The 21,327-nt window shown below is 61.3% G+C and carries 21 protein-coding genes; 16 read left to right on the forward strand and 5 right to left on the reverse strand.

Translation table 11 applies throughout. The annotated features are described in order from the left end of the window. Positions 1-1,534 (forward strand): hypothetical protein (locus tag GVN17_RS24395; protein WP_166597840.1); only part of this gene is annotated, 1,534 nt, incomplete at its 5' end. A 95-nt stretch (positions 1,535-1,629) separates the two neighbouring features. Then, complete coding sequence (locus tag GVN17_RS24400) at positions 1,630-2,106, forward strand: hypothetical protein (RefSeq protein ID WP_166597841.1); 477 nt, start codon at positions 1,630-1,632, stop codon at positions 2,104-2,106. Here GVN17_RS24400 and GVN17_RS24405 read toward each other — a convergent pair whose 3' ends face one another. Next, on the reverse strand, positions 2,107-2,787 hold the full coding sequence (locus tag GVN17_RS24405; protein WP_166597842.1) for an alpha/beta family hydrolase: 681 nt from the start codon (positions 2,785-2,787) through the stop codon (positions 2,107-2,109). It abuts the gene before it with no gap. A gap of 894 nt (positions 2,788-3,681) precedes the next feature. Here GVN17_RS24405 and ccoN point away from each other — a divergent pair. The 14 genes from ccoN to GVN17_RS24475 all read left to right on the forward strand — a co-directional run bounded on the left by ccoN (position 3,682) and on the right by GVN17_RS24475 (position 16,524). Further along, the gene (ccoN, locus tag GVN17_RS24410; RefSeq protein WP_166597843.1) at positions 3,682-5,124 is read left to right on the forward strand and encodes a cytochrome-c oxidase, cbb3-type subunit I; all 1,443 of its coding nucleotides are present in this window, start codon (positions 3,682-3,684) and stop codon (positions 5,122-5,124) included. Next, positions 5,124-5,735 (forward strand): cytochrome-c oxidase, cbb3-type subunit II, encoded by a 612-nt coding sequence (ccoO, locus tag GVN17_RS24415; RefSeq protein ID WP_166597844.1) that lies wholly within the window; start codon positions 5,124-5,126, stop codon positions 5,733-5,735. Before ccoN ends, ccoO begins: the two co-directional genes overlap by 1 nt. A 5-nt stretch (positions 5,736-5,740) precedes the next feature. Further along, positions 5,741-5,932, forward strand: a complete 192-nt coding sequence (locus tag GVN17_RS24420) for a cbb3-type cytochrome c oxidase subunit 3 (protein ID WP_166597845.1) — start codon at positions 5,741-5,743, stop codon at positions 5,930-5,932. Then, on the forward strand, positions 5,929-6,909 hold the full coding sequence (gene ccoP / locus GVN17_RS24425) for a cytochrome-c oxidase, cbb3-type subunit III (protein ID WP_166597846.1): 981 nt from the start codon (positions 5,929-5,931) through the stop codon (positions 6,907-6,909). The genes GVN17_RS24420 and ccoP overlap by 4 nt, the downstream gene beginning before the upstream one ends. A 148-nt stretch (positions 6,910-7,057) precedes the next feature. Continuing rightward, positions 7,058-7,309, forward strand: coding sequence for a type II toxin-antitoxin system Phd/YefM family antitoxin (locus GVN17_RS24430; RefSeq protein WP_166597847.1), 252 nt, complete (start codon positions 7,058-7,060; stop codon positions 7,307-7,309). Continuing rightward, on the forward strand, positions 7,309-7,761 hold the full coding sequence (locus GVN17_RS24435) for a type II toxin-antitoxin system VapC family toxin (RefSeq protein ID WP_166597848.1): 453 nt from the start codon (positions 7,309-7,311) through the stop codon (positions 7,759-7,761). Before GVN17_RS24430 ends, GVN17_RS24435 begins: the two co-directional genes overlap by 1 nt. Before the next feature lie 178 nt (positions 7,762-7,939). Beyond that, a complete protein-coding gene (ccoG, locus tag GVN17_RS24440) occupies positions 7,940-9,349 on the forward strand; it encodes a cytochrome c oxidase accessory protein CcoG (RefSeq protein WP_166597849.1) in 1,410 nt (469 codons plus the stop codon). 12 nt (positions 9,350-9,361) lie between these two features. Then, positions 9,362-9,901 (forward strand): FixH family protein, encoded by a 540-nt coding sequence (locus GVN17_RS24445; RefSeq protein WP_166597850.1) that lies wholly within the window; start codon positions 9,362-9,364, stop codon positions 9,899-9,901. Positions 9,902-9,905: 4 nt separating this feature from the next. Continuing rightward, positions 9,906-12,359: a heavy metal translocating P-type ATPase gene (locus GVN17_RS24450; RefSeq protein WP_166597851.1), complete on the forward strand. Its 2,454-nt coding sequence runs from the start codon at positions 9,906-9,908 to the stop codon at positions 12,357-12,359. A gap of 17 nt (positions 12,360-12,376) precedes the next feature. Continuing rightward, positions 12,377-12,586, forward strand: a complete 210-nt coding sequence (gene ccoS, locus GVN17_RS24455; RefSeq protein WP_166597852.1) for a cbb3-type cytochrome oxidase assembly protein CcoS — start codon at positions 12,377-12,379, stop codon at positions 12,584-12,586. Positions 12,587-12,724: 138 nt separating this feature from the next. After that, entirely contained in the window at positions 12,725-13,408 is a 684-nt protein-coding gene (locus tag GVN17_RS24460) for a sulfite exporter TauE/SafE family protein (RefSeq protein WP_166597853.1), read from the forward strand. 277 nt (positions 13,409-13,685) lie between these two features. Then, positions 13,686-15,068 (forward strand): oxygen-independent coproporphyrinogen III oxidase, encoded by a 1,383-nt coding sequence (gene hemN, locus GVN17_RS24465; RefSeq protein WP_166597854.1) that lies wholly within the window; start codon positions 13,686-13,688, stop codon positions 15,066-15,068. 120 nt (positions 15,069-15,188) lie between these two features. Next, entirely contained in the window at positions 15,189-15,923 is a 735-nt protein-coding gene (fnr, locus tag GVN17_RS24470) for a fumarate/nitrate reduction transcriptional regulator Fnr (protein WP_166597855.1), read from the forward strand. Positions 15,924-15,990: 67 nt separating this feature from the next. Beyond that, positions 15,991-16,524, forward strand: a complete 534-nt coding sequence (locus tag GVN17_RS24475; RefSeq protein WP_166597856.1) for an adenine phosphoribosyltransferase — start codon at positions 15,991-15,993, stop codon at positions 16,522-16,524. A gap of 110 nt (positions 16,525-16,634) precedes the next feature. Here the strand turns inward: GVN17_RS24475 and recR are convergent, their stop codons facing one another. The 4 genes from recR to dnaX all read right to left on the reverse strand — a co-directional run bounded on the left by recR (position 16,635) and on the right by dnaX (position 21,176). Beyond that, positions 16,635-17,237: a recombination mediator RecR gene (gene recR, locus GVN17_RS24480; protein WP_166597857.1), complete on the reverse strand. Its 603-nt coding sequence runs from the start codon at positions 17,235-17,237 to the stop codon at positions 16,635-16,637. Between the two features lie 69 nt (positions 17,238-17,306). Then, positions 17,307-18,335 (reverse strand): NADP-dependent oxidoreductase, encoded by a 1,029-nt coding sequence (locus GVN17_RS24485; protein WP_166597858.1) that lies wholly within the window; start codon positions 18,333-18,335, stop codon positions 17,307-17,309. A 306-nt stretch (positions 18,336-18,641) separates the two neighbouring features. Next, positions 18,642-18,968 (reverse strand): YbaB/EbfC family nucleoid-associated protein, encoded by a 327-nt coding sequence (locus GVN17_RS24490; protein WP_166597859.1) that lies wholly within the window; start codon positions 18,966-18,968, stop codon positions 18,642-18,644. Between the two features lie 66 nt (positions 18,969-19,034). Further along, the gene (dnaX, locus tag GVN17_RS24495) at positions 19,035-21,176 is read right to left on the reverse strand and encodes a DNA polymerase III subunit gamma/tau (protein WP_166597860.1); all 2,142 of its coding nucleotides are present in this window, start codon (positions 21,174-21,176) and stop codon (positions 19,035-19,037) included. Between the last annotated feature and the right edge of the window lie 151 nt (positions 21,177-21,327).

Below are 21,327 nucleotides of genomic sequence, written 5' to 3' on the forward strand. Positions count from 1 at the left end.
CCTTGCCCCCATCCTCTTCCCATCCACCATCCAGGACACGCTGACCTCGGACGAGCTTGAGGCGCTGGACAACATCCTCCCCGGCCGCATCGCCAGTTACAACGGCATGGCGCTCGGTGATGTGGTGCGCACGTATTGGGGTGAGTTGGAAGGTCCGTTGGTCACGGTCGATGGCAATGACATGGGCTTGAACAGTGTGACGGTGAATTTCACCCGTGATCTGCTGGAGCAGGCGGATGGGGCGAGTTCCGAGGTGTATTACACCGTGACGGACCTGGCCGGCAATGTGTCGATGAAGTCGGAAGCGTTGTCGATCAGCCTGCAACTGTCGGTCACCACCCCGCTCCCGGCCCCGACCATCAAGGAGGCCGCCAACAACATTCTTGATCCGGCCAACGCCAGCGACGGCGCAACGGTGGTCATCGACACCTCGGCCAATCTGCGCGAGGGCGAGAAGATTGCGGTGCGCTGGGAGGGCCCGAAAGGCAGTGATTTCAAGGAGCACGTGGTCACGGCTGAAGAAGCCGGGCAAGCCGTTTCGGTGATCATCTCCAGCGCGCTGGTGACGGTGAACGACGGGCAAACGGTGGTGGTGTCGTACAGCGTCATGCGTCGCAGCGGTGGGGTGCAGGAATCAGAGAAGGTGTCGCTGAAGATTCTCAGCACGGCGCTGGATCTGTCGGCGCCCACGCTGGACACGGTCGGGCCGGATGGCGTGCTGCGTCCTTCGCTGATCACGGGCGACGAAGCCATTGCCCGGGCGACGTATCGCGGCATGCTCGCCACTGATGCCGTGAAGGTTCGCTGGGTTGGCAAGACCCCGTTTGAAGGCGAATCACAGACCGTTGGCGACAGCACGCACTTGAAATTCACGATTCCCAAGTCGTTCATCGAAGCGAGTAACGGGGAATCGGCGACAGTGTCTTATCTGGTGAACCGCGAGGGCACGGAAACGGAGTCGCACAAGCTTGAGCTGAGCGTGCGCGAGGGGCTGATTCTGGATGAGTCGCCGGTGGCGTTGCCGGGCAAGATTTACCTGATTCCTGGCCATCCCGATCTGCTGCCGCCCTTCCCTACCGGGACGACGGTGCAGCGTGCCGCCAGCGGCGGTCGCCCTCCTTATAGCTACACGTCCAGCGAGCCGAAGGTGGCCCATGTCACCGCAGAAGGTTTGACCTCCGTGCGCGGCAAAGGCACAGCGACGATCACGGTCACGGACGCCGCGGGTGAAAGCCGCAGCTATACGGTGTCAGTCACGGGCGTGATTCATTGTGAAGGCGTGGGTTCGGGCAATCTGACCCAGATGGAAGCGGCCGCCGCGGCCAAGGGTGGGCGCATTCCGAACATCAATGAGCTGATCGAAATCTACAACGCCTATGGCAGCCGCTGGCCGATGGGCACCCAGAATTTCTGGTCCTCGACCTGGGCCGTGAATTTCCTCGGCGCGAAATGGTACTACGTGAAAAACATGCAGACCGGGCAAGACTTCAAGCTGCTGCACACCAACTCCAGCCTCGGCGTCGCGATTCGCTGATGCTCTGAACCACCCCTGTCCGTGGGCATCGCTGCGGTCCGGTGATGCCCTCGATTTTCGCGTTTTAACGCAACACTACAATTCCAAGAGAGATCATGAACGGTTCAATACATCTTCCACCTTCGAACGTCCTCCCTTTTGACAAGGATTCGCGCTTCAGCGCGGTGGTCAACGGCAAGCCGTTTATCACGACACGTCTGCAAGGTATTGCCTGCCTGCGCTCTGAGCTGGAAGGCGTCCAGACCCGGCAAATCTGGAAGATTCACGCGACGGGAAAGGTCGCGCACCGGCGAACGGTGTTCGGTTTTTTCATCGATCAATCGTTGCAACCCGGCACCTACGACCTGGTGCGCAACGAGCGGGTGTCGGCGGTCTACCACCTGACGCCCAAACAACAGGCGCTGGTGTTTCATTCGCGGGATTTTCAAGATGGCACGCTGACCCTTCTGGAATGCAACGTTGAAACCGGTCGGCTGCGCGGGACGTTTGAGTTCTCGATCCCGGCCATCGATTTCAACGTGACCCGGGGCGAGTTCAACCTGGTGTGCCGTGCGGGTAAAGCCATCTGCTGATCAAGGCGCCAAGTGCCTGGCGATCTGTTCCGCCGTGTCTTGCAGACAGGCTTCATAACTGACGCCCGCCGCCTTCAATGGCTTGAGGTCATGGTTGGCGGTGGGCAACCAATGGACGTGGATTGCGGAGGACAGTGTGTAGCCCTCGACGGTTTCGCGATTGCCCAAGGCGTCGCGTTCACCCTGAACGATGAGGGTCGGGGTCTGGAGTGCAGCCAGGTGCTCGACTCGCGGCTTATCCGGTTTACCTGCGGCGTAGAACGGGTAGCCAAGGCAGATCAGCGCGTCGGGTTGCAGCTCATCGGCCAGCAAACTAGCCATGCGACCGCCCATGGATTTGCCGCCGATGACCAAGGTGCCACTGACGCAAGCACGAACCGCCGTATAGACCTCGCGCCAACAGTCCAACAGCTTGGGTTTCGGGTTGGGCGGGCGTTTGCCACCGTCGATCCGGCGCTGGGCCATGTAGGGAAATTCAAATCGCAGCACCCCGACGCCCAACGCGGCGAGCCGCGTGGCGATGTCGTCCATGAACGCACTGTCCATCGGTGCACCGGCGCCGTGGGCCAGGATCAACGTTGCGGGCGCGTTCCCTTCGAGGGAAGCCGGGGCGTTCCACAGCCAGCCGCGTTCTTTTGCCAGCCGGGCGCAGGGGTCGGCGTGAGGAAGTGATGTGCTCATGAAGTCTCGGCTCGCCATGCAGTTCGGGTGAAAGGGGTTGGATGTTAGGGGAAGACGCGGGTTCACGAAACCTGTGGGCCATCGAAGATCCCTGTGAGAGACCCCGGCGCGCCCACCTCATGAAGATACCCACCCGCGACAGCCCCGGTTCAGCTTGCGGTACTTACCCTTTCAGAACACTTCGGCATAAAGCGCCGCTGCCTTGAGCGCCCCAAACCATACGCAACCGGGCGGATTCATCGGCGTGTGAGCTTTTTGTCCGGTGCCGGTCGATCAACCGTGACGATCTCCGGCCTTGCCTGCCAGCTCGGGCCAAACATTTTTTTGGCAGCAACAAGTGCAAATGTCAGCGGCTTTTGTATACAACTTCGAAGTAGAAACGCACCTCCCACGCGCAAGGAACGCAGGGAGTGAAGCGTTTCAGCGACCTTCGAATCCGGTGATCGCTGCGCCTCGCAACGGGGCGCAGCATCCTGTCATTTCGACGCGTCGAAGTGTCGCATCCCCCTGTCTTGAGGCTTCCATCGCCGATCAAACCCGTCTAAGCTAGGCGCCACAGTGGTCCGGCGACAGCTGGCCACAGGTTTGGCGTAAGGATTGTGCACGACCGCTCAGCCCTCTTGCAGACAGACAGCGCAGCCCTGTCCGTCACCCGCAGGGTTGTATCCAATTTTTCTCCCATTCACGCGCGCTGCCTCACCCGCCTGTTCCCCGCCTTCTTCGGCCCACTTGGGCAGATCGCTTCTGCGCACGTTCGCAGAGGCCTCTGTTGGAGCAACCCGACAATCGTCCCGCAGGCCCCGGATTCCGCTTCGTTGCGGCAAAGGGTCTACGCTTAAATCGACGTTGCGGTCGTTACCACACATAACAAAACCCAAACCGTGGAACCTTAGAATGAGCACTGCAATCACTCCGACTGCTTATAACTATAAGGTAGTCCGCCAGTTCGCCATCATGACGGTGGTCTGGGGCATCCTTGGCATGGGGCTCGGTGTCTTCATCGCCTCACAACTCGTGTGGCCTGACCTGAACTTCGGTCTCGAATGGACCACGTTCGGACGCCTGCGCCCGTTGCACACCAACCTCGTGATCTTCGCCTTCGGTGGCTGCGCGCTGTTCGGCACGTCCTACTATGTCGTCCAGCGAACCTGTCAGACGCGGCTGATTTCCGACGGCATGGCGGCCTTTCACTTCTGGGGCTGGCAGGCCGTGATCATCGGCGCCATCGTCACGCTGCCGATGGGTTACACCACCACCAAGGAATACGCCGAGCTGGAATGGCCCATCGCGATCCTGTTGGCCATTGTCTGGATCACGTATGCGCTGGTGTTCTTCGGCACTATCGTCAAGCGCAAGACCAAGCACATTTACGTCGGCAACTGGTTCTATGGCGCCTTCATTGTGGTGACGGCGATGCTGCACATCGTCAACCACATGTCGCTGCCGGTGAGCCTGTTCAAGTCGTATTCGGCCTACTCGGGCGCCACCGACGCGATGATTCAGTGGTGGTACGGGCACAACGCCGTAGGCTTTTTCCTGACCACGGGCTTCCTGGGGATGATGTATTACTTCGTGCCGAAACAGGCCGAACGCCCGATCTATTCCTATCGCCTGTCCATCGTCCACTTCTGGGCGCTGATCACCCTCTATATATGGGCGGGCCCGCACCATTTGCACTACACCGCCCTGCCCGACTGGGCACAATCACTGGGCATGGTGATGTCGATCATTCTGCTGGCCCCGAGCTGGGGCGGCATGATCAACGGCATGATGACCCTCTCCGGCGCCTGGCATAAATTGCGCACTGACCCGATTTTGCGCTTCCTCGTGGTGTCGCTGGCGTTTTACGGCATGTCGACCTTCGAAGGGCCGATGATGGCGATCAAGACCGTCAACTCCCTCTCGCACTACACAGACTGGACCATCGGCCACGTGCACGCCGGGGCGCTGGGCTGGGTGGCGATGATTTCCATCGGCGCGGTCTACCACATGATCCCGCGCCTTTACGGCCGTCCGCAGATGCACAGCATCGGATTGATCAACACCCACTTCTGGCTCGCGACCATCGGCACCGTGCTGTACATCGCCTCGATGTGGGTCAATGGCATCACCCAAGGGCTGATGTGGCGGGCAATCAACGATGACGGCACGCTCACCTACTCCTTCGTCGAAGCGCTGCAAGCCAGCCATCCGGGTTACATCGTGCGCGCGCTGGGCGGGGCGTTCTTCGCCAGTGGCATGCTGCTCATGGCCTATAACGTGTTCCGCACCGTGCGTGCCTCGAACGCCGAAGAAGCTGACGCCGCCACCCAGATCGCTGTCGTGGGAGCGCACTGATGATCAAGCACGAAGCACTCGAAAAGAACATCGGTCTGCTGGCGATTTTCATGGTCATCGCGGTGGCGGTGGGCGGTCTGACGCAGATCGTGCCGCTGTTTTTCCAGGACGTCACCAACCAGCCGGTCGAAGGCATGAAGCCGCGCCCGGCGCTGGAAGTCGAAGGTCGGGACGTGTTCATCGCCAACGGCTGTGTCGGCTGTCACTCGCAGATGATCCGGCCGTTCCGCGCAGAAACCGAACGCTACGGCCATTACTCCGTGGCAGGCGAAAGCGTCTGGGATCACCCGTTCCTGTGGGGCTCGAAACGCACCGGGCCGGACTTGGCCCGCGTCGGCGGCCGCTACTCCGATGACTGGCACCGCGCGCATTTATACAACCCGCGCAACGTGGTGCCGGAGTCGATCATGCCGGCCTACCCCTTTCTCGTGGAAAACAGGCTCGACGGCAAGTTGACCGGTCGCAAGCTGGAGGTCCTGCGCAGCCTCGGCGTGCCGTACACCGACGCGGACATCGCCGGTGCCGCCGACGCGGTGAAAGGCAAAACCGAAATGGACGCGCTGGTGGCCTACCTGCAAGGCCTCGGTACTGTCATCAAGAGTAAACGGTGATCGCCATGGATATCGGAATGATTCGAGGTCTGGGCACCGTCGTGGTGATGGTGGCCTTCATCGGTCTCGCGCTGTGGGTGTTCAGCCCCCGCCGCAAGGCCGAATTCGACGACGCGACCCTGCTGCCCTTTGCCGATGACCCCGAGGCCATCGCGCAACTGGAAAAAGCGAAAGCCTCCAGGAGCCACACAGAATGACTACGTTTTGGAGCCTCTACGTCACGGTCCTGACGCTGGGCACGATTTTTTGCCTGACCTGGCTGCTGCTGGCGACCCGCAAGGGCCAGCGCGCCGACACCACCGACGAGACCGTCGGCCACTCGTTCGACGGCATTGAGGAGTACGACAACCCGCTGCCCAAGTGGTGGTTCATGCTCTTTGTCGGCACCATCATCTTTGCGCTGGGCTATCTGGCGTTGTACCCCGGCCTTGGCAACTGGACCGGCCTGCTGCCGGGCTACGACTACGCCGACAACGACAAGAAAGTCGCCTTCTCGGACGGCAAGACCGGCTGGACCGGTGTACACGAATGGGAGAAGGAAATGGCCCGTTCGGACGCGCGTTTCGGGCCGATCTTTGCCAAGTTCGCCGCGATGCCCATCGAAGACGTCGCCAAAGACCCGCAAGCGCTGAAAATGGGCGGTCGCCTGTTTGCCTCCAATTGCTCGGTCTGTCACGGCTCCGACGCGAAAGGCGCCTACGGCTTCCCCAACCTCACCGACGCCGACTGGCGCTGGGGCGGCGATCCGCAGACCATCAAGACCACCATCATGGGCGGTCGCCACGCTGTGATGCCAGCATGGGGTGAAGTCGTCGGCGACCAGGGCGTGCGGGATGTCTCCGCGTTCGTGCTGACCCGACTGGACGGCCGCAAGCTGCCCGAAGACGCCAAGGCCGACCCGGTCGCCGGGCAGAAAATCTTCGCCGCCAACTGCGTCGCCTGCCACGGCCCCGAAGGCAAAGGCACCGCCGCCATGGGCGCCCCCAACCTGACTCACCCTGGCGCATTCATCTACGGATCGAGCTTCGCGCAGTTGCAACAGACGATTCGGTACGGGCGTCAGGGGCAGATGCCTGCGCAGGAATTGCTGCAAGGGAACGACAAGGTGCATTTGCTGGCGGCGTATGTGTATAGCCTTTCTCATGGGGAGAAGGCGGCGGATCCGCGGGAGTGAGGAATGGGAAAGATAGGCCCGCACTGTGGGCTGGCGGGGTCCTTCTTGGTTACATATTGAAGATTGAGTGAGGCACATAAGTGGCTTAGGATGCGAAATCACGTAGCGTAGCAACGTAACTACATCAAATATAAAGCAGGTCCCCCCCATGATCACTACGATTTCCAGCCGCGAATTCAATCAAGACACCAGTGGCGCAAAAAAGGCGACTAGAGAAGGGCCGGTTTTCATCACCGATCGCGGTCGGCCAGCGCACGTACTGCTGACGATTGAGGATTATCAAAAGCTTACTGGCGGATCGGTCAGCATCGTCGATTTGCTCGCAATGCCCGGCATCGAAGACATCGATTTCCATCCGAAACGTGCCGTTATCACGCCCCGAGACGTGGACCTTTCCTGATGTATCTGCTCGACACCAACGTGGTGTCCGAACTCAGGAAAAATCACAAGGCGGCGCCGAGCGTGCGCAGGTGGGCGGACCGAACGCCCGCCGCAAGCCTCTATCTCTCTTCAATTACCGTGCTTGAACTGGAGACAGGCATTCTAAGACTGGAACGACATGATTCAACGCAATCGGCAATGCTGAGGACCTGGCTTGATCATCACGTACTGCCTGCATTTTCGGGACGAATCTTGCCCGTTGACGCCGCAGTGGCCCTGAAATGCGCCCGGTTGCACGTTCCAGATCCGCGCAGTGAATACGATGCCATGATCGCTGCCACGGCGTTGGTTCACGGTATGACAGTGGTAACCCGAAACACCGCTGATTTTTCAGGCAGCGGCGTGAAGGTGATCAATCCGTGGGTCAGTCAGCTGAATGAAACACTTGCTCCCTACGGGACAGAAGACTGACCTGAAACCATCAACGCATGCGCCCACCACCTTCGGGCAAAACAGACCGTGCAGGTCGCCCCGTCGACTAAAATCACAGGGAAAAGAGGCACCGCTTGAACACCACCAACGACCCCGACCGGCACGCACTGGCCGAGGCAATTTCCCAGCCGTGGGACGCTTTGATGAGCACATGCCAATGAGCAATCAGATTCCGGTCCACAACGTCACACCGCCTTCGAAAAGCGACGACGTTGACCTTTATGCCTCTCGGGAGAAGATCTACACCCGGGCGTTCACCGGTGTGTTTCGCAACCTGCGCATCGGCGGGGGCGTTGTGCTGTTTCTGTTGTATTTCGGCACGGTCTGGCTCAACTGGAGCGGTCATCAGGCGGTGTGGTGGAACCTGCCAGAGCGCAAGTTCTACATCTTCGGCGCGACCTTCTGGCCGCAGGACTTCATCCTGCTCTCCGGCATTCTGATCGTCAGCGCCTTTGGGCTTTTCTTTATTACAGTGTTCGCCGGACGCGTCTGGTGCGGCTACACCTGCCCGCAAAGTGTCTGGACCTGGATTTTCATGTGGTGCGAAAAGGTCACCGAGGGCGACCGCAACCAGCGTATGAAGCTGGACAAGGCCCCCATGAGCGCGGGCAAGTTCGGCCGCAAGTTCGCCAAACACGGTCTGTGGTTGTTGATCGGCCTGGTCACCGGCCTGACCTTCGTCGGCTACTTCACCCCTATTCGCGAACTGGCCGTTGAGTTTTTCACCGGGCAGGCCGACGGCTGGTCGTATTTCTGGGTCGGCTTTTTCACCCTCGCCACCTACGGCAACGCGGGTTGGCTGCGGGAACAGGTGTGCATCTACATGTGCCCCTACGCGCGTTTCCAAAGCGTGATGTTCGACAAGGACACCCTGATCGTCTCCTACGACCCACGTCGCGGCGAGAAACGTGGCCCGCGTAAAAAGGACGTGGACTACAAGGCGCAGGGACTGGGCGATTGCATCGACTGCACGATGTGCGTTCAGGTCTGCCCCACCGGCATCGACATCCGCGACGGTTTGCAAATCGAGTGCATCGGCTGCGCGGCGTGCATCGACGCCTGCGACACGATCATGGACAAGATGAGCTACCCTCGCGGCCTCATCAGCTACACCACCGAACACAACCTCTCCGGCCAAGTGACGCATAAACTGCGGCCGCGCCTGATCGGTTACGCAGTCGTGCTGCTGGTGATGATCGGCGTGCTGACCGGCGCGTTTTTCATGCGCTCGCTGGTGGGCTTCGACGTCAGCAAGGACCGCGTGCTGTACCGCGAGAACGCCGAAGGCCGGATCGAGAACGTCTACAGCCTCAAAGTGATGAACAAGGATCAGGTCGATCACACGTACGTGCTGGACGCCACGGGTCTGCCGGACCTCAAGCTGCAAGGCCGTCGCGAGATCAAAGTGCCAGCGGGAGACATCTACACCCAGCCCGTGGAGCTGTCGGTGGCGCCCGAACGCCTGCCGTCGAGCACCAACGACATCACGTTCATCCTGAAAGACATTGAAAACAGCGGCACCGAAGTTCAGGCCAAGAGCCGGTTCATCGGCCCCCACGTTCGTTGAGAGACGTCAGACATGACCGCAGCAACCGCTTCAAGCCCTTGGTACAAACACCTGTGGCCATGGATTCTCATCGGCATTCTGGCGTGCTCGGTCACCCTCACACTCTCGATGATGACGATTGCCGTGACCCATCCGGACAACCTCGTCAGCGACAATTATTACGAAGCGGGCAAAGGCATCAACCGCTCGCTGGACCGCGAACTGTTCGCGCAAAACCTGAAGCTGCGCGCCACCGTGAGTCTCGATGACGTGACTGGCGAAACGAGCCTGCGCCTGACCGGCAACAGCCAGCCGGAAACGTTGGTGCTCAATCTGATCTCCCCGACCCAACCGGAAAAAGACCGCAAAATCGTGCTGGCACGGGTCGCGGCCGAGCCGGGGCGCTACGTCGGACAGCTCAGCGACCGGGTGGAAGGGCGGCGTTTCGTTGAGCTGCTAGGGGTGGAAAACAGCCAGACCTGGCGCCTGTTCGAAGAAGAAGCCATCACCCGCGACAAGGACCTGATTTTGGGCGACGAGCCGATTCAAGGTGCCGAAGCGCCGAAGAAGTGATGACGTGAACGCGCCCATCCCCTGCTACCACTGCGCCCTGCCCGTCCCTCGTGGTGGCCGTTTCAATGCGGTCGTGCTTGGTGAAACCCGGGCGTTCTGTTGCCCTGGTTGCCAGGCCGTGGCGCAGGCCATCGTCGAGGGCGGGCTGGAAAGCTACTACAGCCATCGCAGCGAAGCCTCGACCAACCCTCAGACGTTGCCCACGCAATTGGCGGACGAGCAGGCGCTCTACGACCGTCCCGACGTGCAGGCGCCGTTCGTGCATCACGCCGAAGACGTCGCCGAGACCACGCTGCTGATCGAAGGCATCAGTTGTGCCGCGTGCGGCTGGTTGATCGAGCGTCATTTGCGCGCCCTGCCCGCCATGGTCGAGGCGCGCCTGAACCTGTCCAACCACCGCCTGCACCTGCGCTGGAACGACCGTCAGTTGCCGTTGAGTCAGGTCATGAACGAAGTGCGCAGCATCGGTTACGTCGCGCACCCTTATCAGGCGGATCAGATCACCGAGCGGCTTGCGCAGGAGAATCGTCGCAGTCTGCGCCAACTGGGCGTCGCGGGCCTGCTGTGGTTTCAGGCGATGATGGCGACCATGGCGACCTGGCCGGAATTCAACATCGACCTCAGCCCCGAGATGCACACCATCCTTCGTTGGGTGGCGATGTTTCTGACGACGCCCATCGTCTTTTACAGCTGCGTGCCGTTCTTCAAAGGGGCTTTGCGCGACGTGCGCACCCGTCATCTGACCATGGACGTCTCGGTGTCGCTGGCGATTGGCATGGCCTACATCGCCGGGATCTGGACGGCGATCACCGGGGTCGGCGAGCTGTACTTCGACGCGGTCGGGATGTTCGCGCTGTTCCTGCTCGCCGGACGCTATCTGGAACGCCGCGCCCGGGAACGAACGGCCGCCGCGACCGCACAACTGGTCAATCTGCTGCCCGCCTCCTGCCTGCGTCTCGATGAGGATGGCCAGAGCGAGCGTATTTTGCTCAGCGAATTGCGCCTGCATGATCGAGTGCGGGTGCACCCTGGCGCCGTGCTGCCAGCGGACGGGCGCATCGTGGACGGGCAATCGAGCATCGATGAATCCGTGCTCACCGGGGAATACCTGCCTCAGTCGCGACAGACAGGCGATGCTGTCACCGCAGGGACGCTGAACGTCGAGAGCCCGCTGACCGTTGAAGTCCTCGCGCTGGGCCATGACACGCGGCTGTCGGCCATCGTTCGCCTGCTGGACCGCGCGCAATCGGAAAAGCCCCGAACGGCGCAGATCGCCGACCGCGCCGCACAGTGGTTCTTGGTGATTTCGCTGGTGCTCGCCGCAGGCATCGGTCTGCTGTGGTGGCAACTGGACCCGCAACGGGCGTTCTGGATCGTGCTGGCGATGTTGGTCGCGACCTGCCCTTGCGCGCTGTCGCTGGCAACGCCTACCGCGCTGACCACCGCCACCGGCACACTGCACAGCCTGGGCCTGCTGCTGACCCGAGGCCATGTGCTCGAAGGGCTGAATCGTATCGACACCGTGATCTTCGACAAAACCGGCACCCTCACCGAAGGACGCCTGACCTTGCGAGCGATTCATCCATTGGGGTCGTTGAGCAGCGACGATTGTCTGTGCCTGGCGGCGGCGTTGGAGCGCCATTCCGAACACCCCATTGCCCGTGCGTTTGGCATGGCACCGATGAACGCCGAACAGGTGATCAATACGCCTGGGTTGGGTTTGGAAGGCAGGGTGGAAGGTCGCCGCTTGCGAATCGGCGAGCTGGGCTTCGTCTGCGAGCTGAGCGGTAACGCAGTGCCCAGGATGCCCGATGAACCCGGCCAGTGGCTGCTGCTGGGCGATGAGCAGCAGGCGTTGGCGTGGCTGGTGCTCGACGACCGTCTGCGCGATGACGCGGCGTCATTGATCAACGCGTGCAAACAGCGCGGATGGAAAACGCTGCTGCTCTCGGGTGACAGCTCACCGATGGTCGCGCGCGTCGCCGCTCAACTGAACATCGACGAGGCCCATGGCAGCCTGCGCCCGGATGACAAACTGCGCCTGCTTCAACAACTCAGGGCCGAAGGGCGGACCGTGTTGATGCTCGGCGACGGGGTCAACGACGTGCCGGTGCTGGCGGCGGCGGACATCAGCGTGGCAATGGGTTCGGCCACCGACCTGGCGAAAACCAGCGCCGACGCGGTGCTGCTGTCCAACCGTTTGCAGGCGTTGGTCCAGGCGTTCGATCTCGCACGGCGCACCCGGCGCATCATCCTTGAAAACCTGATCTGGGCCGCTGTGTACAATGGCGTCATGCTGCCCTTCGCGGCGCTGGGCTGGATCACCCCGTTGTGGGCAGCGGCGGGCATGTCAGTCAGTTCGTTGATTGTCGTGCTGAACGCGCTGCGTCTGACGCGGATGAAGGCCAGCGATGCCGCGCCCTCCCTGACGGGCCGTCAACGCCCGTTGCCTGTATAGCGAATTCCGGAGGCCCGATGCCCGCGCTCTACATCATGATTCCGGTGGCCCTGCTGATCGTGGCGGTGGCGATCTACGTGTTTTTCTGGGCCGTGGACAGCGGCCAGTACGACGACCTGGACGGCCCGGCGCACAGCATTCTGTTTGACGATCAGGACCCGAGTCACAAGGCCGGGGTGGATGAGGCGTCGGGTAAAGCGGTCCCGAGTGAGAAGAAGATCGGGTGAACAGTTCAGAGCTTGAGGTGCATTCAACGTCGCTATCGCGAGCAAGCTCACTCCTACAGGATGTCGCACAACTCTGTAGGAGTGAGCTTGCTCGCGATAGCGTCTGTGCGCTCAGCCTAAAAACACCAAATGCCGCCCATGCCTGACCTCCTTCCCCAACTCCTTTCCGCCCTGATCCTCGGCTTGCTCGGCGGCGGTCACTGCCTGGGCATGTGCGGCGGGCTGATGGGGGCGTTGACGTTGGCCATCCCCAAAGAGCAGCGCAGCCGACGTTTCCGCCTGCTGCTGGCCTACAACCTCGGACGCATTTTCAGCTACGCCTGCGCCGGTCTGCTGATCGGGCTGGCAGGCTGGGCCGTGGCCAACAGCCCGGGGGCCATGGTGTTGCGGGTGATCGCGGCACTGTTGCTGATCTGCATGGGGTTGTACCTGGCGGGCTGGTGGAGTGGCCTGACGCGCATCGAAGGACTGGGGCGCTGGCTGTGGCGTTACATTCAGCCGCTGGCGAGTCGGATGCTGCCCGTGTCGAGCCTGCCGAGGGCCCTGCTGCTCGGCGCGCTATGGGGCTGGTTGCCCTGCGGCCTGGTCTACAGCACGTTGCTGTGGTCGGCCAGTCAGGGCAATGCCGTGTACAGCGCGTTGTTGATGCTGGCCTTCGGGCTGGGCACCTGGCCGGTGTTGCTGGCAACGGGACTGGCGGCCGAACGCACGACGACACTGCTGCGTAAACGCGGCATCCGGATCGCGGGCGGATTGCTGGTGATGCTGTTCGGACTGTGGACCCTGCCGGGGCCGCATCAGCATTGGTTGATGGGGCATTGATTATCACCCGCCTGGCCACGACCGGCCGGGTAAACATCTGGAAAAATGCGGTCTCTTCTGTGGGAGCGAATTCATTCGCGAATGGCCCGTACAATCACCCTGTCTCCATCGCCAGAACCCTTTTTCGTCGGAATGCCGCCCAGAATGGATTCGCTCCCATAGAAAGCGCCTGTTTCTCCAGCTGTATCCGGTTGACCCGCCATTGACCCAGATCAATAAACCCCCGTCCTACAGTCCTTAAACTGCCTTTAACGCCAGCCTCCTCGGGACTACCCGCATGCTCGACGACCTTCGTTGGGACTCAGACCTCATCCACCGCCACGATCTGACAGGACCGCGTTACACGTCCTACCCCACGGCCGTGCAGTTTCATAATCAGGTTGGCGCGTTCGATCTGCTGCATGCGTTGCGCGACAGCCGCAAGGCGATGCGCCCGTTGTCGCTGTACGTGCACATCCCGTTCTGCGCCAACATTTGCTACTACTGCGCCTGCAACAAGGTCATCACCAAGGACCGAGGCCGGGCGCAGGCGTATTTGCAGCGTCTGGAGCAGGAAATCCAGATGATCGCCTGCCATGTCGACGAGCGTCAGGTGGTGGAGCAACTGCACTTCGGCGGTGGCACCCCGACCTTCCTCAGCCACGTCGAGCTGCGTCAGCTGATGGCGCACCTGCGCAAACACTTCACCCTGCTGGATGAACATTCCGGCGATTACGGCATCGAGATCGACCCCCGCGAAGCCGACTGGTCGACCATGGGCCTGCTCCGTGAGCTGGGTTTCAACCGTGTCAGCCTCGGCGTTCAGGACCTCGACCCGCTCGTGCAACGCGCCATCAACCGCCTGCAAAGCCTCGATGAAACCCGCGCCATCGTCGAAGCGGCCCGCACCCTGCAATTCCGCTCGGTGAACATCGACCTGATCTACGGCCTGCCGTTACAGACCCCGGACGGTTTCGCCCGCACCATGGACGAGGTCATTGCCCTGCAACCTGACCGCCTGTCGGTGTTCAATTACGCCCATCTGCCGGAGCGTTTCATGCCGCAGCGGCGCATCGACACGGCCCAACTGCCCAGTGCCGAACACAAATTGCAGATGCTGCAACGCACCATCGAACAGTTGACCCGCGCCGGTTATCGCTACATCGGCATGGATCATTTCGCCCTCCCCGACGACGACCTGGCGATCGCGCAGGAAGAAGGCACATTGCAACGCAATTTTCAGGGCTACACCACCCACGGACATTGCGACCTGATCGGCCTCGGCGTGTCGGCCATCAGTCAGATTGGCGATCTTTATGCGCAAAACAGCAGTGATCTGGCCGAATACCAAATGGCCCTCGCCAGCGATCAACTCGCGACCAAACGTGGGCTGCTGTGCAATGAGGACGATCACATTCGCCGCGCCGTCATCGCGCAATTGATCTGCCATTTCACGCTGGACTTTGCCGCGATTGAAAAACGCTTCGGCATCGATTTTCGCGGTTATTTCAACGACGTTTGGCCAAAACTGCTGGCCATGGCCAAAGACGGCCTGATTCATCTGGACGCCAACGGCATCCGGATCACACCCGCCGGACGTCTCTTGGTGCGTTCGGTGTGCATGGTGTTCGACGCCTACCTCGACTTACAAAACCGTCAGCGTTTTTCCAGAGTGATCTAGGAAATTTCCGCAAAGCCGGCAGGAATCATTTTCACGCCACGGAGGGCGCGTGCTGGTCGCAAGGTTGAGCCCTGGGCTACCCTTATGACTGATAAGTGTCTTCTCACAAGGAATTTCCCAATGTCTGAGCCAGTCAAAATGCGCGCTCATACCCAGGCTCACTGCAAGGATTGCAGCCTGGCCCCGCTGTGCCTCCCGCTTTCATTGAACATGGAAGACATGGACGCACTCGACGACATCGTCAAACGTGGCCGTCCACTGAAGAAAGGCGAGTTTCTGTTCCGTCAGGGTGACGGGTTCGATTCGGTGTACGCCGTGCGTTCCGGCGCGCTGAAAACCTTCAGCCTCAGCGACAGCGGCGAAGAACAGCTCACCGGCTTTCATCTGCCCAGCGAGTTGGTCGGGCTGTCGGGCATGGACGCGGAGGCCTACCCGGTCTCGGCCCAAGCGATGGAAACCACGTCGGTCTGCGAGATCCCGTTCGAGCGTCTGGACGAATTGTCCGTGCAATTGCCGCAATTGCGACGTCAGTTGATGCGGGTCATGAGCCGCGAGATTCGTGATGATCATCAAATGATGCTGTTGCTGTCGAAAAAGACCGCCGACGAGCGCATTGCCACCTTTCTGGTGAACCTCTCCGCCCGTTTCCGCGCCAGAGGGTTCTCGCCCAATCAGTTCCGCCTCAGCATGTCGCGCAACGAAATCGGCAACTACCTCGGGCTGGCCGTAGAGACCGTTTCGCGGGTGTTCACGCGCTTCCAGCAGAACCAACTGATCTCTGCCGAGGGCAAGGAAATTCACATTCTGGACCCGATCCAGCTGTGCGCCTTGGCCGGAGGTTCGCTGGAAAGCTGATGGCCGTCAGGGTCGGGCAGGCTTAGACTACGCTCTTTGTGCGCGTCTTCCTGCCCAGGACCTTTCGATGATTTTCGACGAACTCAGCTTCAAATCCCTCATCCGCCCGGTCGTGGACTTCCCCAAGCCCGGCGTCATCTTCCGTGACATCACCCCGTTGTTTCAGTCGCCCAAGGCCTTGCGCCTGGTGATCGACAGCTTCGTCCAGCGTTACATTGAATCGGAATTCACCCACGTCGGCGCGATGGATGCGCGGGGTTTTCTCATCGGCTCGATCATCGCGTACGAACTGAACAAGCCGCTGGTGCTGTTTCGCAAACAAGGCAAGCTGCCTGCGGACGTGCTGGCCGAGGGGTATCAGACCGAGTACGGCGAGGCGTTTCTGGAAGTCCACGCCGACAGCCTGTGCGACGGCGACTCGGTGGTGATGTTCGATGACCTGATCGCCACCGGCGGCACGCTGGTCGCCGCGGCCAACCTGATCCGCCGCATGGGCGCCAAGGTCCACGAAGCCGCCGCCATCATCGACCTCCCGGAACTGGGCGGGTCTCAGCGGCTGGAAGACATGGAAATCCCGACGTTCTGCCTCACACGCTTCTGAGCTGCGAGTTTCGAGCTGCAAGTCTTAAGCTGCAAGTTTCGAGCCGCAAGCTGCAAGCTGATCGAGAAGGACCGGACAACCGGATCAGCTCGCCACTTGCCGCTTGAAGCTCAAAGCTTTATGGGTTTACGCCCTGCAAACGAATGCGCCAGGGTCCCGCCGTCCACCAACTCCAGCTCGCCGCCCAACGGCACGCCGTGGGCGATGCGGGAGGTGATGAGGCCTTTGTCGGTCAGCAGTTGCGCGATGTAATGGGCCGTCGCCTCGCCTTCCACGGTGGGGTTGGTGGCGAGGATCACTTCCGCGAAGGTGCCCTGCTCTTCGATCCGCGTCATCAGTTGCGGGATGCCAATGGCTTCAGGCCCTAGCCCGTCCAGCGGCGACAGGTGCCCCTTCAGCACGAAGTAGCGACCGCGATAACCGGTCTGCTCCACCGCATACACGTCCATCGGTCCTTCCACTACGCACAGCAGCGTGTCGTCGCGACGGTTGTCCGAGCATTGCGGGCAAAGTTCGTCTTCGGTAAGCGTGCGGCATTGCTTGCAGTGACCGACACCTTCCATGGCCTGACTCAATGCCTGAGCCAGACGCGAGCCACCGCTGCGATCACGCTCCAGCAGCTGCAACGCCATGCGCTGGGCGGTTTTCTGACCGACGCCGGGCAGGATGCGCAGGGAGTCGATCAACTGGCGAATCAGGGGGCTGAAGCTCATTGAAGAAAAGTCTCACAAAAACACGAGACGCGGTTTATACCCGCGCCTCTGACAAGCGTCAAATGGCGCTTAGGACACCTTCACCACCAGCTTGCCGAAGTTCTTGCCCTCCAGCATGCCGATGAAGGCATCCGGCGCATGTTCCAGGCCTTCGACCACGTCCTCACGGAACTTGACCTTGCCGTCCTTCACCAACGGCACCATGTCGCGCATGAATTCGTCCAGGCGGTGGTAATACTCTTCGTACACGATGAAGCCCTGAATCCGCGCGCGTTTGGTCAGCAGGGTTCGCATCAGCAACGGCAAGTAATTCGGGCCTTCCGGCAAACGTTGGGCGTTGTATTGCGCAATGACGCCGCACAGCGGAATGCGGGCGTGCTGATTGAGTAGTGGGATGACCGCTTCGAAAATCTTGCCGCCGACCAGCTCGAAATAAATGTCGATGCCGCTGGGGCAAGCCTCGCTGAGCTGTTCGGCGAAGTGCGGGCTCTTGTGATCGATACAGGCGTCGAAGCCCAGCTCGTCCATTACATAACGGCACTTGTCGATGCCCCCGGCAATGCCCACGACGCGCAGGCCGTGGAGCTTGGCGACCTGGCCCACCACCGAACCCACCGCGCCGGACGCCGCAGCCACCACCAGGGTTTCACCGGCCTTGGGTTGGCCGATGTGCATCAACCCCATGTAGCCGGTGATGCCCGGCATGCCGAGCACCCCGACCGCCATCGACGGGCTGGGCAGGTCTTTGGGCATGGCCATGAGGTTTTTGCCGTCGGAGATGCTGTGGGTCTGCCAGCCAGTCTGCCCCACCACCAGATCACCCTCGTTGAATGAAGGGTTGCGCGATTGCTCGACCACGCTGACCGCGCCGCCTTCCATCACCCCGTCGATTTCCACCGGTGGCGCGTAGGACGGCGCATCGCTCATGCGACCGCGCATGTAAGGGTCGAGGGACAGGTACAGCGTGCGCAGTTGAACCTGACCGTCTTGCAGGTCGGGCAACGCCTCGCGTTCGAGTCGGAAGTTTTCCGGGGTCGGCGAGCCTTCGGGGCGTGAAGCGAGGACGATACGCTGGTTGAGGATCAGTTCTTGCGACATCGGGAGCGGCTCCTTGAATGGCTATAAAAAGCAGACCGTAGCTGTCGGGCGGCGTTCGGTTGAATGTGAGCGCTCAATATGGCACACGCAATACTGCGAGTCGCCGCAGAATCCTGTCGACACGAATTCACGCTGGGCGGCATTCCGACGAGACGCCGGTACATCCAGCACACCTGCAGTGGCCGAACCATTATTCGCGAAGGAATTCGCTGCTCCAGGTCGTGCACACGCCGAGGAATCGGTGACCCCACGCACAAAAATGCCAGGCACGAGGCCTGGCATTCGGGTGACGCAACGACCGCTCGATCAGAACGGCAGCTTCATGCCCGGCGGCAGTTGCATACCGGCGGTCATGCTGGCGGTTTTTTCCTGGCTCGCGGCTTCGATCTTGCGCACGGCGTCATTGAGTGCCGCGGCGATCAGATCTTCGAGAACGTCTTTGTCTTCCTGCATCAGGCTGTCATCCAGGCTCACGCGTTTGACGTCATGGCGACCGGTCATCACCACACTGACCAAACCGCCACCGGATTGGCCGGTCACTTCGGCATTGGCCAGTTCTTCCTGCATCTTGGCCATTTTTTCCTGCATTTGCTGGGCCTGCTTCATCAGGCCTGCCATGCCACCTTTCATCATGGTTGTTCTCCTCGAAAGTCGATGGGTCGTTGCGCGGCGCTGTTAAAGCTTAGCGCCTCGCGGTCATTAAGGGGCCGCCGGTGCATCCACGGGGGCAATCGTATCGTCCCGGATGATCGCGCCAAACTGCTGCATCATCTGCTGGATGAACGGATCGCTTTGAATCGACGCCTCCGCCTGGCGCTGACGGTCGGCACGCCAACGCGCCGCCGCCTGGGCCGGGGTTTCCTGTTCGGGCTTGATCAGCTCGATGGTCAGATTGAGGGTGCGTTCGTGGTATTGGTTCAGCGCATCGTTCAAACGGCGCTGTTGCGTCGGGTTGAACAGCGCACTGTGGGCCGGGTCCAGGTGCAACAGCCAGCTGTCGCCGTCCACTGAAATGAGCGTGCAGTTGGCGGCGATGCTGCCGGTCATGCCGGAAATCGGCAGTTTCGGGAACAGTTCGAGCCAGTCTGCGGCCAGGCCTGTGGCAGGCTTGGCGGCCAGCAGCAGTTCGGGCTCTTTCTCCACGGCCTCGACTGCGTCGTGAGCTAAATCATCGAGATAGGCGAACGACGCAGGATCGATGTCCACGTCCGGTTCGTAATAATCGTCGTCCGGTGGCGGCTCGTCGTCGCGCTCCATGGGCGCGGGAACATACGGCACAGCATCGGGCACGTGTTCGAGCATGGCCGGGGTGACGGTCTCGGCAGCGGCTTGCAGCTGCGCTTCGGATTCCATCTCCGGTGCATCCGGGACCGGGCTCGCCGGGGCGGGCGTCGGCATCGGCGTAAGGTCGGGCTGTTCGGCGACGGTGTCGAGCACAGGCTCGGGAATGGCTTCGACAACGGGCGCTGCGACCGGCTCGGGTTCCGGCGCGGGAGTGTTGATCGGCTGCGCAGCCTTGGGCTCGTTCCACGGCAGATCAACTTCTTCCGCCGGAGCGGGCGGCTGGACAGCGGCTGCGACCGAGGCCGGTGTTTCCACGGGAGGCGGGATCGCGACAGGGGCTTGCGCAACGGGCGCCGGGATGTAAGCCGGAACCGATGCAACAGGGGCTGCACCGGCCACCGCTGTCTGGGAATCAACCGTGGCCGGGTTGATCCCCACTGACTTTAGCGGCTGTCTCGGCGCGCTGTCGCTGTCGGCCGGGCGGAACGCCAGCATGCGCAGCAGCACCATTTCGAAGCCGCCACGGGGGTCCGGCGCCAAAGGCAGGTCGCGACGGCCGATCAAGCCCATCTGGTAATAGAACTGCACGTCTTCGGCGGGCAGCGCCTGCGCCAGTGCCAACACCCGATCGCGGTCGCCATGACCGTTGTCCACGCCTTCAGGCAGTGCCTGGGCGATGGCCACGCGGTGTAGCACGTTGAGAATTTCCGAGAGCACGCCGTTCCAGTCAGGCCCCTGTTCGGCGAGATGGCGCACGGCTTCGAGCAACGAGCGCGCATCGCCGTCGATCAGCGCCGTGAGGACGTCATAGACCTGGCCGTGATCCAGCGTGCCGAGCATCGCCCGCACGTCAGTGGCCAGCACCTTGCCTTCACCGAACGCGATGGCCTGATCCGTGAGGCTCATGGCGTCGCGCATCGAACCGTCGGCGGCGCGGCCCAGCAGCCACAGCGCGTCGTCTTCGAACGGAATGTTTTCAGCGCCCAGCACGTGGGTCAGGTGCTCGACCACGCGCTCGGGCGTCATGTTTTTCAGCGAGAACTGCAGGCAACGCGACAGGATGGTCGCGGGCAGTTTCTGCGGGTCAGTGGTCGCGAGGATGAATTTGACGTAGGGCGGCGGCTCTTCCAGCGTCTTGAGCAAGGCGTTGAACGAGTGGCTGGAGAGCATGTGCACTTCGTCGATCAGGTAGACCTTGAAGCGTCCGCGGCTCGGGGCGTACTGCACGTTGTCGAGCAGTTCGCGGGTGTCTTCGACCTTGGTGCGGCTCGCGGCATCGATCTCGATCAGGTCGACGAAACGGCCCTCGTCGATCTCCCGGCAGACCGAACATTCGCCACAGGGCGAAGACGTGATGCCGGTTTCGCAGTTCAGGCACTTGGCGATGATCCGCGCGATGGTGGTCTTGCCGACGCCCCGCGTGCCGGTGAACAGATAGGCGTGGTGCAGGCGTTGGCTGTCCAGGGCGTTGATCAAGGCCTTGAGCACATGGGTCTGGCCGACCATTTCGCGGAACGAGCGCGGACGCCATTTACGTGCAAGAACCTGATAACTCATTGAAAACCGTCGCGACTGGGATGCGGAAGACCGCTAATGCTAGCGGAGCGGGGCCAAAATTGCATCCGGGCAATATGAGTGCGCGCATATAAGGAATCTGCCGCTAGACTGCCATCACTGTCCGATAGCACCGTTTTGCTCTTAAAGGAGA

The organism is Pseudomonas sp. SLFW (assembly GCF_009905615.1).
GTDB classification, from domain to species: Bacteria; Pseudomonadota; Gammaproteobacteria; order Pseudomonadales; family Pseudomonadaceae; genus Aquipseudomonas; species Aquipseudomonas bambusae.

Coding starts and splice junctions, on each gene's coding strand:
- GVN17_RS24400 (WP_166597841.1), top strand. CDS start 1,630: ATGAACGGTTCAATACATCTTCCACCTTCGAACGTCCTCCCTTTTGAC.
- GVN17_RS24405 (WP_166597842.1), bottom strand. CDS start 2,787: ATGAGCACATCACTTCCTCACGCCGACCCCTGCGCCCGGCTGGCAAAA.
- ccoN (WP_166597843.1), top strand. CDS start 3,682: ATGAGCACTGCAATCACTCCGACTGCTTATAACTATAAGGTAGTCCGC.
- ccoO (WP_166597844.1), top strand. CDS start 5,124: ATGATCAAGCACGAAGCACTCGAAAAGAACATCGGTCTGCTGGCGATT.
- GVN17_RS24420 (WP_166597845.1), top strand. CDS start 5,741: ATGGATATCGGAATGATTCGAGGTCTGGGCACCGTCGTGGTGATGGTG.
- ccoP (WP_166597846.1), top strand. CDS start 5,929: ATGACTACGTTTTGGAGCCTCTACGTCACGGTCCTGACGCTGGGCACG.
- GVN17_RS24430 (WP_166597847.1), top strand. CDS start 7,058: ATGATCACTACGATTTCCAGCCGCGAATTCAATCAAGACACCAGTGGC.
- GVN17_RS24435 (WP_166597848.1), top strand. CDS start 7,309: ATGTATCTGCTCGACACCAACGTGGTGTCCGAACTCAGGAAAAATCAC.
- ccoG (WP_166597849.1), top strand. CDS start 7,940: ATGAGCAATCAGATTCCGGTCCACAACGTCACACCGCCTTCGAAAAGC.
- GVN17_RS24445 (WP_166597850.1), top strand. CDS start 9,362: ATGACCGCAGCAACCGCTTCAAGCCCTTGGTACAAACACCTGTGGCCA.
- ccoS (WP_166597852.1), top strand. CDS start 12,377: ATGCCCGCGCTCTACATCATGATTCCGGTGGCCCTGCTGATCGTGGCG.
- GVN17_RS24460 (WP_166597853.1), top strand. CDS start 12,725: ATGCCTGACCTCCTTCCCCAACTCCTTTCCGCCCTGATCCTCGGCTTG.
- hemN (WP_166597854.1), top strand. CDS start 13,686: ATGCTCGACGACCTTCGTTGGGACTCAGACCTCATCCACCGCCACGAT.
- fnr (WP_166597855.1), top strand. CDS start 15,189: ATGTCTGAGCCAGTCAAAATGCGCGCTCATACCCAGGCTCACTGCAAG.
- GVN17_RS24475 (WP_166597856.1), top strand. CDS start 15,991: ATGATTTTCGACGAACTCAGCTTCAAATCCCTCATCCGCCCGGTCGTG.
- recR (WP_166597857.1), bottom strand. CDS start 17,237: ATGAGCTTCAGCCCCCTGATTCGCCAGTTGATCGACTCCCTGCGCATC.
- GVN17_RS24485 (WP_166597858.1), bottom strand. CDS start 18,335: ATGTCGCAAGAACTGATCCTCAACCAGCGTATCGTCCTCGCTTCACGC.
- GVN17_RS24490 (WP_166597859.1), bottom strand. CDS start 18,968: ATGATGAAAGGTGGCATGGCAGGCCTGATGAAGCAGGCCCAGCAAATG.
- dnaX (WP_166597860.1), bottom strand. CDS start 21,176: ATGAGTTATCAGGTTCTTGCACGTAAATGGCGTCCGCGCTCGTTCCGC.